The 16,163-nt window shown below is 53.9% G+C and carries 13 protein-coding genes; 5 read left to right on the top strand and 8 right to left on the bottom strand.

The genetic code is table 11. The features are described 5' to 3' along the window. Window positions 1-42 precede the first annotated feature (42 nt). Both ACUTQ5_RS05075 and ACUTQ5_RS05070 read right to left on the bottom strand, forming a co-directional pair. On the bottom strand, window positions 43-831 hold the full coding sequence (locus ACUTQ5_RS05075; RefSeq protein WP_445650346.1) for an ABC transporter ATP-binding protein: 789 nt from the start codon (window positions 829-831) through the stop codon (window positions 43-45). After that, a complete protein-coding gene (locus tag ACUTQ5_RS05070; protein WP_261091697.1) occupies window positions 828-1,910 on the bottom strand; it encodes a FecCD family ABC transporter permease in 1,083 nt (360 codons plus the stop codon). Before ACUTQ5_RS05070 ends, ACUTQ5_RS05075 begins: the two co-directional genes overlap by 4 nt. A 357-nt stretch (window positions 1,911-2,267) precedes the next feature. Between ACUTQ5_RS05070 and ACUTQ5_RS05065 the strand changes: the two genes are divergently transcribed. Continuing rightward, window positions 2,268-3,365 carry a GGDEF domain-containing protein gene (locus ACUTQ5_RS05065; RefSeq protein WP_445650345.1) on the top strand — a complete coding sequence of 366 codons (1,098 nt, stop codon included), beginning with the start codon at window positions 2,268-2,270 and terminating at the stop codon, window positions 3,363-3,365. Between the two features lie 67 nt (window positions 3,366-3,432). Here the strand turns inward: ACUTQ5_RS05065 and ACUTQ5_RS05060 are convergent, their stop codons facing one another. From ACUTQ5_RS05060 to ACUTQ5_RS05050, 3 genes are all read right to left on the bottom strand, one after another. After that, entirely contained in the window at window positions 3,433-4,914 is a 1,482-nt protein-coding gene (locus tag ACUTQ5_RS05060; protein WP_445650344.1) for an amino acid permease, read from the bottom strand. A gap of 197 nt (window positions 4,915-5,111) precedes the next feature. Then, window positions 5,112-5,987 (bottom strand): DNA-binding transcriptional regulator YeiE, encoded by an 876-nt coding sequence (yieE, locus tag ACUTQ5_RS05055; RefSeq protein WP_445650343.1) that lies wholly within the window; start codon window positions 5,985-5,987, stop codon window positions 5,112-5,114. Between the two features lie 455 nt (window positions 5,988-6,442). After that, window positions 6,443-6,727 (bottom strand): hypothetical protein, encoded by a 285-nt coding sequence (locus tag ACUTQ5_RS05050; RefSeq protein ID WP_445650734.1) that lies wholly within the window; start codon window positions 6,725-6,727, stop codon window positions 6,443-6,445. An 874-nt stretch (window positions 6,728-7,601) separates the two neighbouring features. Here ACUTQ5_RS05050 and ACUTQ5_RS05045 point away from each other — a divergent pair. The 3 genes from ACUTQ5_RS05045 (at window position 7,602) to nfo (ending at window position 11,337) form a co-directional block, all read left to right on the top strand. Further along, entirely contained in the window at window positions 7,602-8,441 is an 840-nt protein-coding gene (locus tag ACUTQ5_RS05045; RefSeq protein ID WP_445650342.1) for a hypothetical protein, read from the top strand. Between the two features lie 850 nt (window positions 8,442-9,291). Beyond that, on the top strand, window positions 9,292-10,380 hold the full coding sequence (locus ACUTQ5_RS05040) for a YeiH family putative sulfate export transporter (protein ID WP_445650341.1): 1,089 nt from the start codon (window positions 9,292-9,294) through the stop codon (window positions 10,378-10,380). Between the two features lie 117 nt (window positions 10,381-10,497). Next, window positions 10,498-11,337: a deoxyribonuclease IV gene (gene nfo, locus ACUTQ5_RS05035; protein WP_445650340.1), complete on the top strand. Its 840-nt coding sequence runs from the start codon at window positions 10,498-10,500 to the stop codon at window positions 11,335-11,337. Between the two features lie 221 nt (window positions 11,338-11,558). Here nfo and fruA read toward each other — a convergent pair whose 3' ends face one another. From fruA to fruB, 3 genes are read right to left on the bottom strand one after another with little or no spacing between them, the layout of a single operon-like run. After that, window positions 11,559-13,250: a PTS fructose transporter subunit IIBC gene (gene fruA, locus ACUTQ5_RS05030; RefSeq protein WP_445650339.1), complete on the bottom strand. Its 1,692-nt coding sequence runs from the start codon at window positions 13,248-13,250 to the stop codon at window positions 11,559-11,561. Between the two features lie 11 nt (window positions 13,251-13,261). Then, on the bottom strand, window positions 13,262-14,203 hold the full coding sequence (fruK, locus tag ACUTQ5_RS05025) for a 1-phosphofructokinase (RefSeq protein ID WP_135317278.1): 942 nt from the start codon (window positions 14,201-14,203) through the stop codon (window positions 13,262-13,264). Further along, entirely contained in the window at window positions 14,200-15,333 is a 1,134-nt protein-coding gene (gene fruB, locus ACUTQ5_RS05020) for a fused PTS fructose transporter subunit IIA/HPr protein (protein ID WP_445650338.1), read from the bottom strand. The genes fruK and fruB overlap by 4 nt, the downstream gene beginning before the upstream one ends. 247 nt (window positions 15,334-15,580) lie before the next feature. On the opposite strand from fruB, the gene ACUTQ5_RS05015 reads away from it, so the two are divergent. After that, on the top strand, window positions 15,581-16,003 hold the full coding sequence (locus tag ACUTQ5_RS05015) for a nucleotide triphosphate diphosphatase NUDT15 (RefSeq protein ID WP_445650337.1): 423 nt from the start codon (window positions 15,581-15,583) through the stop codon (window positions 16,001-16,003). Window positions 16,004-16,163: the final 160 nt, after the last annotated feature.

The raw sequence follows: 16,163 nt of genomic DNA, 5'->3' as shown, positions 1-16,163 counted from the left end.
AAAAGGCCCCGAATTCGGGGCCTCACCATTTCTAAAAACAATTCAAACTACCGGCTGGTTCACCAACCCGTCGATCAATACCTGCGGAGAACCTTGCGAACAGCGCTCAATACGCCCGCGAACGCCATAAACCCTCGCCAAACTCTGCGGCGTGATCACCTGTTCCGGCGCCCCGTCGGCAATCAACTCACCGTCCTGCAGCATCAACACATGATCGCCATGGCGCAGGGCTATATTGATGTCATGCACCACCACCACAGTGATGATATTGCGTTTACGCGTCTCTTTGCGCACCAAATCCATCACGTGGAACTGGTAGTTGAGATCGAGCGCGCTCAGCGGTTCATCCAGCAACAGCAGCGAAGGCTGACGGATCAGCGATTGCGCCAGGCCAACCAGCTGTTTCTGGCCGCCGGAAAGCTGGTCGAGGTAGCTCAGCGCCAAATGTGCGATACCAAGCTGCTCCAGCAACGCCATAACTTCCGACTCGCTACTGGCGTTGCTGCGCCCGCCCGAGGCGCGTTGCGCCACGATGATTGACTCCAGCACATGCAAATGCACCCCGGCGGGCAACGATTGCGGCAAATACACCACTTTCTCGGCCCGGCGGGCAAAAGGCATCTGCATCAGATCGATGTCATCGAGCCACAGTTTCCCCTGCGCCGGGTTCAGCCCGGCCAGCGCGCGCAGCAGCGTCGACTTGCCGCTGCCGTTCGGCCCCAGCAGAACGGTGATTTGGCCACGTGGCAACATTGGCACCGCCAGATCGCTTATCACCTGACGCTTCGGATAACCGGCGGAAAAATGCTCGATACGCAATCCCTGACTCATACATTCCCCCGATGACGCAGAATAATACTCAGGAAGAACGGCACCCCCACCAGCGAGGTGACGATGCCGACCGGAATGATGATCCCCGGGATCAGGTTTTTCGAGGCCACTGAGGCCATCGACAGCACCAGTGCGCCAATCAACGCACTGGCCGGCAGATAGAAACGATGATCTTCACCGAAAATCATGCGGGCGATATGTGGTGCTACCAGGCCGATAAAACCAATAGGGCCAACAAATGCCACTGCCAATGCGGAGAGAATACTGATACGCAGCAAGGTGGTCAGGCGCAGGCGGCGCACGTCGATGCCGAAGCTCACCGCTCGATCTTCACCCAGACGCAGCGCGGTCAACTTCCACGAACTCATCATCGACAACGGCAGCAGTACGACAAATACCCCAAGCAGGATGCCCAGTTTGTCCCAGGAGGCACGCGCCAGGCTACCCATGGTCCAGAACACCAGCCCCTGCAACGTGTCTTCGCTGGCAATAAACTGCATCATGGAGACCAGCGCGTTAAAGGTAAACACCAGCGCAATCCCAAACAGCACCACCCCAGAGGTAGCAACTCGCGTCCAGCGTGTAATACCGTCCAGCATCAGTGCAGCAAACAAGGCGAAAATAAACGCATTAGCGGAAATAAACCACTGGTCAGGAATGCCCGGTACGCCAATCCCCAGCACAATGGCCAGTGCCGCGCCGAAAGCGGCAGCAGAAGAAACCCCGAGGGTAAAGGGGCTGGCAAGCGGATTATTCAGGATGGTCTGCATTTCTGCCCCGGCCAGGCCAAGCGCAAAACCCACCACCACGGCCATCAAGGCATAGGGCAGACGGATATCCCAGACAATCACCCGCGTACCGGCATCTGCCACCGCAGGGTCAATCAAGGTTTGCCACAGGGTGGACAGCGAAAGCCCGGATGGCCCCAGGGTAAAATCCAGCAGCAGCGAACCCAAAATCGCCAATGCCAACACCCCCATCATCAATAAACGGTGGCGGAGAATATGGTGATAACGCCCCATAACGTTGACGTCGGGTTGCCCCTTGGCGTCAGACAGAGGATCGGTGGATACGCTCATTATTTCGGATACCTGTTACGACGATGGCCCCGGCAGGGTGCCAGACGGCCGCCTTGAAGCGGATAAGCAGCCGATAACAATAAAGCAAACGATAATACTTATCAATCATACCAATAGCTATTACCTGCCATGTTAATATGTAACGCTTTATTTTATAAAGCGATTAACCACATAGGCCTGACAAATTTCCAATGCCGCACAGGGTTAATAATTCCGAAAGTTTGGCCGCCCCGCGCCCGACTATGACAAATTGCAACGAAACCACATAGAATCCAAAGCCAGACCGGCAAAGGGCGTGCCAACCCCCCATGCCAGATATTTAGGGCCCGTTAGCGGGCCTTTGCTAAAGAGGTCGCAATGCGAAGTCGCTCCCCAATGTTAACGCCTAAAAAACCCGCGCTACTGCATTGGCTGGTACAAAGTCCACATCAGGCTGATAACGCCCAATTTCAGCGCCAAATGCGGCATACTCTGGTGCCATCCCCCGCCACTCCCTGGCTGAATGCCGCCGGGGTGGCGCTGCTGCTGCTGGCGTATGGCTGGCTGAGCAACCTGGCGATCGCAGCTGCTCTGCTGACGTTGCTGATACTGCTGAGCGCCGGGCGCTGGGGGTTGGTGCGCGCCACTCCTCCTCTCAGGCCAACAGCCATGCTGGTGACGGTGCTGCTGTGGTGTTCACTGGTGGGCGCAACTGCACTGCTGGCGATGCTTTCAGGCCGTATGCTACTGATCCTGTCCACCGGCTTATTGATTACCGCGCTGGCCTTCTGGCTGATGCAACGTCATGCCGCCGCCCCGCGCTTTGCCCTGCTGGAAGTAATGCTGCTGACGCTGCCCTACCTGTTGGCCGCACCGTTATCCCGCGTGCAAAATCTGTTTTTACTGGCAGACATCATCCCGCTGTGGCTGCTGCTGGCTTATGGACTGATCGCGTTTTACCATCGTCAGGTGGCGCAACAGGTCACTTTAACCACAGAAAAGCAACAAGCGGCCCATCAAGACCATTTAACCGGTTTTCTTAACCGCGCGGGCGGGGAAGCGGTAATGCAGGATATTTGCCGCCCTTCCCCAACGCAGCATCCCCTGTCACACCTGTTTATTATTGAATTTACGCCACTGGCGGCGCTCTACCAGAGCCACGGGGTACTGATCGGCGATGACGTGTTACGTACCATCGGCGAACGCCTGAAAATGCTGGTGCGCCCGAGCGATTTTGTCTGCCGCTATAGCGGTGGCCAGTTTCTGATCCTGGTGCACGGCCTGCCTTACGGTTCCGAAGGCGAATTTTTGGCGCGTATCATTCCACCGTTGGAGGTGCCTTACGACTTTGGCGCTTTCGGTGAGGTGACGTTGCGGCTCAATAGCGGAGTACTGGCGTTAACCCAGGATTATAAAACGGTTGAAAGCCTGATGACGGCGGCGCAGCAAGCGCTGGGGATAAAAGGAAAGGAATAAACCCGTTGTTTCAAGCTGCAGCCAAAGGGTCAGCTGCAGCTTGAAATTTAACGGCTATAGACAGGGATTACTTCACGTCCATTTTCGGGAATTCCATTTCGCTGTACTTCACGACACGGGTGCCGCGCGTCAGCTTGTAGCCGAACCAGATAATCAGGAACAGCGGAAGACCGATATAAGTTGCGGTCACGCCGTACCAGTCGATGCGGTCTTGCAGGAACGCCTGATAGTTCTGCCCCAGCGTAATAATCAGACAAAGGACAAAAGCAAAGATCGGGCCCAGCGGGAAGAAACCGGAACGGTAGGGCAAATCGTTCAGCTCACGTCCCTGAATCATATAGCCGCGACGGAAACGGTAATGACTGATGGCAATCCCCAACCAAGCGATAAAGCCGGTCATCCCCGAGGTGTTCAACAGCCATAGATAAACCGACTGGTTGCCGAACATCGAGCTCAGGAAGCACAGACCCGCCACCACGGTAGTGGCGTACAGCGCGTTGCGTGGCACTCCACCTTTCGACAATTTGGCGAAGATACGCGGCGCTTTGCCTTCCGATGCCAGAGTAAACAGCATACGGGTAGAGGCGTACATCCCGGAGTTACCGGCAGACAACACCGCCGTCAGGATCACCGCATTCATCACCGCCGCCGCCGACAGCAAACCAGCATGCTGGAATACCAGCGTGAACGGGCTGACGCTGATGTCTTTCACATCGTTACGCAGCAAGCTCGGATCGGTATACGGAATGATCAGGCTGATAATCAGAATGGCAAAGATATAGAACAGCAGGATACGCCAGAAGACCTGACGTACCGCGCGCGGGATGTTTTTGCCCGGATTTTCCGACTCACCGGCCGCGATGCCGATAAGCTCGGTACCCTGGAACGAGAAGCCGACTATCATCGCCACGCCGATCATCGCCGAGAACCCTCCGGCAAACGGCGCATCGCCAATAGTCCAGTTCTGCCAGCCCGCGTGCTCGCCCCCATTGAGGATGCCGAAGATCATCAGCACGCCGATACCGATAAAGATAATCACGGTGGTCACTTTGATCAGCGAGAACCAGTATTCCGCTTCACCGAAGCCTTTGACCGAAATGTAGTTCAACAGGAACATCAGGCAGAGGAACAGTGCGCTCCAGATCCAGCCGGGCGTATCCGGGAACCAATAGGTCATCACCAGTTGCGAAGCCACCAGGTCAACGGCGATGGTCACCGCCCAGTTGTACCAGTAGTTCCAGCCCAGCGCGAAGCCGAAGCCTTCTTCTACGTATTTGGCACCGTAGGTGGAGAAAGAGCCGGACACCGGCATAAAGGCTGCCAACTCGCCCAGGCTGGTCATCAGGAAGTACACCATCAGTCCGATCAGCGCGTAAGACAGCAGTGCCCCACCTGGACCTGCCTGAGAAACCGTAGCGCCAGAGGCCACAAACAGACCGGTGCCGATAGAGCCACCAATAGCAATCATGGTTAAGTGCCGAGCTTTCAGCTCGCGGCGCAATCCGGGTGCTGCTTGCCCCGATGTTGTTTTTATATCCTGCTGAGCCATTCTTACCCTATCTGCTGGTCAAAAAAAATGAGGGCGGATTGTAACAAATACCCGCCGGCGAACTAGTAACATTGCACTGATATAAGATAGCTTCATAATTCAGGGCTAATTATTAGCGACAGGCCAGAATACCTTACTTACTGTCATTAATGTGACAAGGCGCAGCTTTTTATGCTTTGTTTCTTGTTTCGGAGACGTTATTGAGGCTGAAACCCGCAGTAACCGAGAAAACGCTGCAGCGCGTTGGAGATATGCTTTTGCCGGTGATGGATCAGATAAAGGGTGCGTATCAACGGCGGCAACGGGATATTCAGCTCCACCAGCACGCCGCTGGCCAACTGTTCGCCAATCACCCGCCGCGACAGACAGCTGATCCCCATACCGTGGCGAACCGCATGTTTGATCGCTTCCGAATTGCCCAGCTCCATCACCAGTTGGAAGTGCGGCAAGTGCGCCAGCAGCAGATGATGTAGCACCTCGCGCGTACCCGACCCGCCTTCACGCAGGATCCAGGGGGCCGTAGCCAGCATTTCCAGGGTCAGCGGTTGCCCGGCCAACGGGTTGTCCGGCGCGGCAAATACCACCAACTCATCTTCCAGCCACGGTAGAGTGATCAGTTCCGGCATATGGCAAGGGCCTTCAATCAGCCCAAGATCGACGCGGAAATCCGCCACCGCGCCGATCACCTCCTGGCTGTTGCCGACGTTCAGTTCCAACGGCGAAGCAGGGAAATCATGCCGATAATGGGCGATCATCTCCGGCAGCATATAGTTACCGATGGTACTGCTGGCACTGATGCGCAACGCACCGCCGTCATGGCGGAACAGTTGTTCAATCTCCCCCGCCTGCTCCAGCAGCGCCAGCGCCTTCGGGTACAGCAACCTGCCATGTTCATTAATGACCAGACGCTTGCCCACGCGATCGAACAACTGCACGCCCAATTGCCCTTCCAGATCGGCCAGCGCTGCGCTGACCGCCGACTGTGATAACGCCAGAACTACCGAAGCCTGGGTGGTCGAACCGCTCTTAAGTACTTCGGCAAACACTTCCAATTGACGTAAGGTGATATGCATAGCGTCTCGGTTTTAATCAAAGGTGACATCGAAAAAAGTCACTGAAATTAATGCAAAATCTGCGCTGCTGACCGGCAACAACGCACAGGGTGAATAATATTAATGGTACCACGTTTGCAGAAATCGGCATGAAAGCCGCCCACGCTGATATTCGCCAGGTTCGGTTATCGCATTTAAATCGGTGCCTGCTGGCAGAGTTTTATCGGACACAGGAACCGCACCGGTATCCTTCGCAGTGATCGCATCCTTGGTCGCCAATTTCCCCAACCCTAGGTTTTTCTGCGATGCTTCCTGTGCATTTTTCCTGCGTCAGCGATTTCTGAGTGGTTGTTTTTGATTGCCAGATAATCCGACACCACCGGGGCAGCCGTAACTTTCACGACCCGATTGGCGCTTACCCCCGACACACTCCCCGTAACGCTGATCGTGGCCGTCCCCTCACCCGCGTCCATGAGTCAACCATCTGTCGTCAGACTCGCGACAACACTGTCTGTCGAAGCATAGCTTAGCGTTTCCGTAGCATTCGCTGGCGTCTTCGTCACAACCAGCTCGTAGGTGTCACCTGCAACCTGATCGGGAATAGCCGCCAGCGCAATTGACGTGAGCAGAATATCCACTCTAACCGTCACGCGAACGCTTAAGCCGGAACTGACGCTGGCGATGATGTCCGTAGTGCCTGGCCCAGTCCCATGAAACAGCCCGTTGCCATCAATGGTACCCACGGCCGTATTCGTGCTTATCCACGTTACCGGGAAGTGGGAGCCAAATCAGCGGGTAAGACCTGAGCGGCAAATTGTTGTGTCTTCCCAGCCCCAATACTCAGTGATGATGGCGTGACGATAATTTTCGTCGGCGTAGGGTCCGGTTTTATATTGTCTGCCCGAGCCGTTTTAACGATATACATTAACGCTACGTTAACGGGATGTGGCGCATTCATATCTGTTGAATCGTCATATTTTACGGGGTTACCACTTCCCAATGATTGGCCTGCCTGACCGTTTGGGATCTGGCTGAAATGCGGAAACTGTTCTGGACATCAAAACTCTCTAGCACCATAAGATTGCCCGTGCCAATTTTAGCCGCGAACTGGCATCGTAAAATCGTCTCCGCGTTCCCCGCTATCTGCATTTGCATGCCCTATCAAATGATAGTGGTTCATGTCTACTGGAAGCTGAACGCTAAGTATCCCTCGTCCTGGTTCAGGATCTTCGCCACTCCCATGAGCCCAGCCGCGAACAAACCGCCCTCGCAAGTCAGGCACATTACCCGATGGGAAATGACCGAGCGTACGGCAGTTCACTATAGACGTAGGCAGAAGATGAGGAGCAGCAAACAGGCCTCGTTTACCATATTTAATTGTGTTGTTAATTTATTTTCAAGGTAATCATTCGTTTTCCAATGATTATTTTTAACTTGACGAATATCTATACGCACATTGTTTTTTACGTTTTGATTTATTTCACATTTCCACCATTTCCTCTTCTGTTATGAAAATACATCTTGCGTGAAAATCAGTTGGCCGCGCCGCTTATTAAGGTACCTACTTGATTTTTTTTGTGTGTCGGCTAGATTGAAATCGTACGTATTCGTACAACTTAAAAATTAGAGGTTAACATGAGCATTAATAGTAATAGCATATCCGAGTTTCTGAATTCCGAATTAGAAGTAACTGACAGCATTTGCACTGAATTTATCAATATCAGAGACGTTGGCACCAACCGTGTCGAAATGGATTCAGATATTTTAGATAACAGTGATAAAAGTAGTGTAGATAGAGACATGACGGTTTCCAAGCATACGCATAAAATATCTAGCTCCATTACTGTTAGCTCAGGAACAGAGTTCTCTTTTGGTCAAGAAATATCTATTGAAGCATCAGGTAAAGTGGGGCTTCCCTTGGTTACCAAAGGAGAGGTAAAAACGACAGCCAAGCTCGTTGCAGGACAGAAGTTTAGTAGCTCTCGCTCTGTGGTAAAGACTGAGGAAAAAACGATTGAATATGGTGGTGGAGTACAGAGGGTTAAAGCTGGTAAAATTTTGAAGGTCTCATTCGTTTATGAAGAATCACAAATCACGGGAACAGCAAAAATAAAAAGACCTATAAAAATTTGTTATTTAGAGCGCCTTAAGAAGGTTGCTGTAAACTATTGGGATGGGGAAAGTGCGGTAGATAAAGAATACTTAATTTTCAATAACACATATGATATCTTTGATTTAATTAGACGTAAAAAAAATGGATTATCAACAGCTAATCTTTTCCTTGAGTACCGCAGTGATAAATACACACTACCAACCTACTCGATATATCCACTTATTGAATTCGATGATGTAAATAAAATTGTATATTTAAAGGAAGAAGAGGCAGACTTTAAAATATCCATAGGGAGAAAGATTGTCCAGACTATCTCTGATGGAGAGACCGGTGAGGCCTATTACAGGCTAGAATTTGCATGAAACATACGTGAAATAATTTTCAATTATAAGCCTTAAGCTATTTAAATGTCCGAAATAAAAATAACTTCCTTACCCCCATTGCTATGCTTTCTAAATTGGCGATGGGGGTTTGAGGGCCAACCGTACGAAAACGTACGCTAAGAGTGAGGTGGTTGTTTGAAAAAACGTTTAGTAAACAGCGCTGTCCGTTAAATGCCATTTATCGATTAAAAAGACATCATTTCGAGGGCGCCGGGCTAGTCATTCGGCGAATAAATTTTCAATAAACTATGAACGTTCATTCCTGAATCAGGCTTGGTTAAGATTTCCCCCCCCCCGATAAGTTGTCTGGTTAGACTAATGGATGATTCATTTCCAGCATCAACTACAGCTTCGACAATCAACCCATTTTCGGAATGCGGAAGCATCTCGTTGATTGTGGCAGGGCCTTGAATACTTCGTAGATGGTGGCTGGGCGTTCTTCCAGCGCCTCAAAGAGGACCGCGGCGGCTACTGGCTCGGGCGAACATATAACGATGCGTTCATATTCGGACTTGGACGACCAACGTCGCTATTTGAAGGTATCCAATTCATCCTGGCCACGAGGTCAGTTGAGCGAAAAGCAGGTAAGTTTGACGACGATTTCACCCTCACTTAGAAGGAGGTCACACATTGCAGTTAATGCCTGACGATAATTGACAATCTAACCCATAGACCATCGCGATCAGCCTTTCCTTCAACCTTCAGCCGTCCGCGTCCCAAGTAGTCCCAATACCACTTATACAGATAGGTTATAACCATATAATCAATTTCTCTTTTATACGGTCAGAACGTAGTCTGTGCTCAAGAATTTGAATAAAAGGGCTGACTTATGGCGACCAATACCACAGATAATTTCCCCACTCGGCAATTTGCCCTGTTCGGTTTACCTCACCTGATACCAGGACTGCTGTTGACTGCGGCTATCACCGCGTTAGCCGTCTGGATCGGTGATATTCCATGGGTGGCCGGACTGGGGCTGGGAGCGCTGACGCTGGCGATTCTACTCGGCATTGTGGTGGGCAATACGCTGTATCCCTGGTTACAACCGAGCTCTCACAGCGGCGTTCAGTTCGCCAAACAGCGCCTGCTGCGGTTGGGTATCATCCTTTACGGCTTTCGTCTGACGTTTCAGCAGATTGCCGACGTAGGTACTACCGGTATCATCATAGATGCGTTAACGCTCACCACCACTTTCCTGCTCGCCTGCTGGTTGGGCAAAAAAGTGTTTGGCCTCGACACTCATACCACCATGCTGATCGGTGCCGGCAGCAGTATCTGCGGCGCGGCTGCGGTAATGGCTACCGAACCGGTACTGAAAGCCGATGCCAATAAGGTGGCTGTCGCCGTGAGCACCGTGGTGGTGTTCGGCACGCTAGCTATCTTTGCCTATCCGTGGCTGTACCATCTGAACGAACAATTTCAGTGGCTGCCGTTTAATCAGGAAAGTTTCGGCATCTTCACCGGTTCGACTATCCACGAAGTGGCGCAGGTCGTCGCCGCCGGGCATGCCATCGGCCCGGATGCTGAAAACGCTGCGGTGATCTCCAAAATGATCCGTGTGATGATGCTGGCCCCCTTCCTGGTAGTGCTCTCAGGGTTTATCAGCCGCAGTCGTAGCACTGACAACGGCGGTGAGAAAGCAGAAAAATCTGCCATCACCATTCCCTGGTTTGCCGTGTTGTTTATCGCCGTCGCCGGGCTGAACTCTTTCAACCTGATCCCGGCTACGCTGGTAAAACACTTGATTACTGCGGATACCTGGATGCTGGCGATGGCCATGGCAGCTCTGGGATTGACCACCCACATCAGCGCCGTGCGCCAGGCGGGGGTAAAACCGATTCTGCTGGCCACCCTGCTGTTCATCTGGCTGATTGTCGGCGGCAGTGCGATTAATCTGCTGGTGCAACATTTCCTCTGATTCGCCCCGTAGTGCTCCCACGACCTCAGGCCCGCCATCGCGGGCCTGAACTTTTTCAGCCATTCAATCCTTCCGCTATCAATGCCATAATGACGCCGATTACACAGGAGAATGAAAATGAAGTTTGTCGGTGCACATGTCAGCGCGTCAGGCGGCGTGGATCAAGCGGTTATCCGCGCGCACGAATTAGAGGCGACCGCATTCGCCCTGTTCACTAAAAATCAGCGTCAATGGAAGGCCGCTCCGCTGCCTGCCGATGTGATTGATAAATTCAAGAGCGCCTGCGCGCAATACGGTTACGGCCCAGGTCAGATCCTGCCGCACGACAGCTACCTGATTAATCTCGGCCACCCGGTGACCGAGGCGCTGGAAAAATCCCGCGAAGCCTTCCTTGATGAAATGCAACGCTGCGAACAACTGGGGCTGACGCTGCTGAACTTCCACCCTGGCAGCCATCTGATGCAAATTGAGGAAGACAAATGCCTGGCACGCATCGCTGAATCCATCAACCTGGTGCTGGATAAAACCAGCGGTGTGACGGCAGTGATCGAAAATACCGCCGGTCAGGGCAGTAACCTGGGCTTTAAGTTCGAACATTTGGCGGCGATCATCGACGGCGTGGAAGACAAAAGCCGCGTCGGCGTCTGCATCGACACCTGTCACGCCTTTGCCGCCGGTTACGATTTGCGTACCGAGGAAACCTGCGAAAAGACTTTTAAGGAACTCGGTGAGGTGGTGGGCTTCAACTATTTGCGAGGTATGCACCTGAACGACGCCAAGAGCGAGTTCGGCAGCCGCGTCGACCGCCACCACAGCCTGGGTGAGGGCAACATCGGTAAAACGGTGTTCAGCTACATCATGCGCGACTCGCGCTTCGACAATATCCCGCTGATCCTGGAAACGGTGAACCCGGATATCTGGGCGGAAGAGATCGCCTGGCTGAAAGCCCAACAGTAATTGATGCAATAAAAAACCGGAGCCTGGACTCCGGTTTCAGACTGATGACAAACCTCATTCCTGCCCAGAGCGAAGTAGAGGCCGATAAATAAAAATCAGGAAAATCAATTTATTGATTTTCGGCTGCTCACCACAAAGCAGGAAAAACCACGCTTTTTCCTGCTTTGTCAGCAACCTAAAACCGGAGCCTGGACTCCGGTTTTTTATTACCAACGCTAATCTTAAGCCACGCTAACCGCCGGGACGTCAGCACGTTTCAGCAGCGCGTAAGACACACCCGCCAAGAGCGTACCGGCAATAATCGCCACCAGATACAGCAGTACCGGAGTGATAGCGCCAGGGATCAGCAGCACGAACAGACCGCCGTGCGGCGCCATCAGTTTGGCACCAAACGCCATGGACAGCGCACCGGTCAGCGCGCCACCAGCGATGCAGCATGGCAGCACGCGCATCGGGTCACGGGCGGCAAACGGGATCGCCCCTTCGGAGATAAAGCACAGGCCCAACACCAGCGCCGCTTTCCCGCCTTCCTGTTGTGACTTGTCGAACTTGCGACGCGCCAGCAGCGTTGCCAACCCCATCGCCAGTGGTGGCACCATACCGGCAGCCATAATCGCCGCCATCGGTGCATACACCGAAGAACTCAACAATGCCACGCCAAAGGCATAGGCCGCCTTGTTGACTGGCCCCCCCATATCGGTACACATCATGGCACCAAGTATCGCGCCCAGCAGCACCGCATTCGCGGTACCCAGCGACTGCAGCCAGTGGGTCAGACCTTCCATGATTTTCGCCACCGGCGTACCGACGATGAAGATCATGATCAGGCCAACGATCAGGCTGGCAACCAGCGGAATAATCAGGATCGGTTTCAGCGCTTCCATACTCTGCGGCAAACGCAGTTTGGTGCTGATAAATTTGGCGACATACCCCGCCAGGAAACCGGCAATGATACCGCCGAGGAAACCGGCTCCGGTGCTCACGGCCAGCATGCCGCCAATCAACCCTGGCGTCAGACCCGGACGGTCAGCAATAGAGAACGCGATAAAACCAGCCAGCACCGGCACCATCAGTGCAAAGGCCGAACCCCCACCGATCTGCATCAATGCAGCCGCCAGCGTGCCTTTGACTTCGAACGCCTTGATACCGAATACGAATGACAGTGCAATACACAGACCGCCCGCCACTACCATCGGCAGCATATAAGACACACCGGTCAACAGGTGACGATAAGGCCCGGCACTCTCTTTCTTCTTGCCGTCTGCGGCCGGAGCACCGCTTTTTTGCGGCTGGAAAATCTCGGCTTCGGCCTGCGCCTTGTCCAGTTCCTGCGCGGTTTTCTTGAGCGCCAGCCCGGTAGAGGTGCGATACATCGGCTTGCCGGCAAATTTCTCCAGCTCCACTTCAATATCGGCCGCTACGATCACCAGATCCGCCGCCGCTACTTCTTCAGGCGTAATGGCATTGCCAGCACCGACAGAACCGCGGGTTTCAACCTTTACCCACCAGCCGCGTTTTTTGGCTTCGCTCTCAATCGCCTCTGCCGCCATAAAGGTATGCGCCACACCCGTTGGACAAGCGGTGATCGCCACAATGCGTTTTTGACCGGCTGGCTTGACCGTCGCGACAGTTGCCGCCGCCGGTGCCTGCCAGTTTTTTGCCTCAGCGATAGCCTGCGTCAGGAAGGCTTCAGGTTCACGCACCGCGTGCTCCACATCGCCCACATAAACCCGCTTGCCATTCAGCTTGGCGTCAGCAGGCGCAGATTGCCCCGCCACTACCACCAGCTCAGCCTCATCCGGGGACTCTACCAGCGTCAGGCCGGCTTTCGCCGCAGCAGCGCCGAGCATGCGTTTCGCCAGGTGACCACGCGCCTGCCCCAGCGAACTGTCTATCATCAGCAGTGTTTTCATTCTGCCTCCCGCTATTGATTAAAAGGTTTCAGGTCGACACGCGCCATCATCGCGGCCAACTGTGGACGGTCGGTCACGCCAACGTTGCTCTGGCTGACGGCCAGCGCAGCTACGGCGGTAGCCAAACGCAAAGTATGTTCACTGGATTCGCGCATCAGCAGGCCATAAATCAGGCCGCCGACCATCGAGTCGCCGGCACCGACGGTACTGACCACTTCGCAGGCCGGTGGCTTGGCGATCCAGGCGCCGGAAGCATTGACCCACAGCGCCCCTTCAGCACCGAGAGAAATCACCACGTGAGCAATGCCCTGATCGCGCAGCGCATGTGCGGCCTCAACCACGTCAGCCAGTTGTGGCAATGGACGACCGGCCCAGATTTCCAGCTCGCGACGGTTGGGTTTCACCAACCATGGCGCGGCTTTCAAGCCGGCAACCAAGGCTTCACGGCTGCTGTCGAAAATGATACACGGGCACTGAGCGCGCAGGCGGACCATCCAGTCTGTAAAGGCATCGGGATCAACCCCGGCCGGAAGACTGCCGCTCACGGCCACCATATCGAACTGACCGAGCCAGCTCAGGGAGTCGGTCACGAAACGTTCCCAATCCTGACCGCTCACCTCAAAGCCGGAGAAGTTGAAATCTGTCACTTCACCGTCTTTTTCCGTCAGCTTGACGTTAATGCGGGTGCGGCCCGGTACCACCTGGAAACGGTTGGCAATGCCCAGATCGCTGAACAGCAGCTGGAAGCCATCCTGGTTATCTTTGCCCAGGAAACCGCCTACCGTCACATCAATGCCCAAATCTTTCAGCACCTTGGCGACGTTAATGCCTTTTCCAGCAGCATGCAGACCGGCGGTTTTGACCAGATTAACTTCACCGCGCTCGATCTCCGGGCAGAAGCCCACCAGATCGTAAGCCGGATTCAGGGTAATTGTTGCTACTCTTCTGCTCATGCTGCGCCCTCGCCCAGTCCTTCGTTAATGGCCTCACCGATCGCCTTCAGCGCCGATTCAGCATCTTCACCCTTGGCGGTAAAGCGCAGGTGATGTCCTTTCTTCACGCCCAACGCCACGACCTTCATCAGGCTGCGTCCGTTGGCCGGTTTGCCACTGCCATCCAGGTTGGTGACGGTAATTTCGCTCTCGAACTTCTTGATTACGTTGACCAGAGCCGTACCCGGGCGGGCATGCAGGCCGTGTTCGTTGCGAATGACGTACTCAGCACTCAGGGTGGTGTTTTCTTCTTCGACTTCGCTGGTCAACAAGGCCAGCACGGTAACAGCATCGGCGTTCAGCAAGCGTTCAGCTTTATTTGCCAGCAGCAGGTCACTCAGGTAGTTCAGCACCGCCAGCGGTTGCTGGTCAGCTACCGACAACGTCAGCAGCAGCGCGACTTTTTCGCCGTCTTCGTCAAACGCCTGGACAGGGCGGCTCAGGGTAGCCGCGCTGGTCAGATTGCCTTCGGTGCTGTCGCTCAGCCAAATGCCCTGCCCCAGATTCAGTGGCTTGCGGGTAATGACATCGCTGACAAACTGGGCGTTGACCGCGCCGATTTTCTGCAAACGACCGGCATTCAGCGCCTGCAGCGTCATCAGGCTGTCGGCGGCCACATCGAGCGCAATCAGCGAAGCGTCAAATTTGAACTCTGCCGTCAGCTTTTCGCCCATCAGCAGGCTGCGCAGCTCTTCTGCCGAGGTGGTTTTCACCAACTGTTCGGCTACGCTGTCATCGCTCAGCACGTGGGTCAGCTGGCGCAACAGCGCCAGGTGTTCGTCGGAACGGGCGGCGATACCGATAACCACAAAGGCAGTTTGGCCTTCGCCCCACTCAATGCCCTGCGGGAACTGAAATACCTGCACACCGGTGTTCAGCACCAGATCGCGGGTGTCGGTGGTGCCATGCGGAATGGCAATGCCGTTACCCAAGTAAGTGGAAGTTTGCAGCTCGCGCTGCAACATGCCGTCCACATAGGCGGCGCTGACGCAGCCAGCTTCGGTCAGTGCGGCGGCAACCTGTTGGATGGCTTCCTGCTTGCTGCCGGCAGCCGCGCCCAGGTGAATATCTTGCGGTGACAACTGGAACATGATTCTCCTCTCCTGCTGAATTGAATCGTTTCAGCTTCATTGGGAAAAAGGAGCGTTATCGGTACGGAATCATCGCGCCCATAACGCTGAAACGTTTCAAGGAGTGTGTGAGCTGTACCGGCCGAAAGCAAGTTTTCTCAAAATTGATGTGATAGATTTTTGACCTTACGCACACTTCTCCAGAAGGGTTATCCGTTGCGGCACTAAAATGACATACTGTGCTGAAACTTGGCTGACGGAGAACAGCATGACCGTAGTAGCGGGCGTAGGGGTAATCATCGTAAATGAACAAGGGGAAATATTGCTGGGGAAACGCTGCGGTCAGCACGCTCCTTTCTGGTCGATTCCCGGCGGGCATCTGGATGCCGGTGAAACCTTTGAACAGTGCGCTCAGCGTGAGATTGCCGAAGAAACCGGGCTGATGATCACCCCGCCCAGTTTTATCGGTGTCAGCAATAATCTGCAAACCTGGCGCGCCGAAGGGAAACATACAATATCCGTCTGTTTGCTGACGCAGCATCCCGGTGGCATCCCAGCACTCAAAGAACCGGAAAAATGTGCCGAATGGCGTTGGTGCTCTCCGAACCAGTTACCGGAACCCCACTTCGAAGCCAGCCGTAACGCCATTCTTCTTTGGCAAACAGGCCAAGCCTACCAGCCGACGAAATAGCCTTTTCTTTCAGTATTTTTCTGCCCTGTCCATGATCTCGATCATGGGCTGATAGAGACACATCAAAAATTCGTTATATAACCAAAAATATAACGTTGTAAAATCCCTCAAATGACCATTTTTCTGCTAAAAAATAACCCTATAGTATTAGGTGACATTG

It is taken from the genome of Serratia sp. NA_112.1 (genome assembly GCF_052691715.1).
The sequence above is the reverse complement of the archived record's forward strand: the minus strand, read 5'-3'. Positions and strand labels throughout refer to the sequence as shown.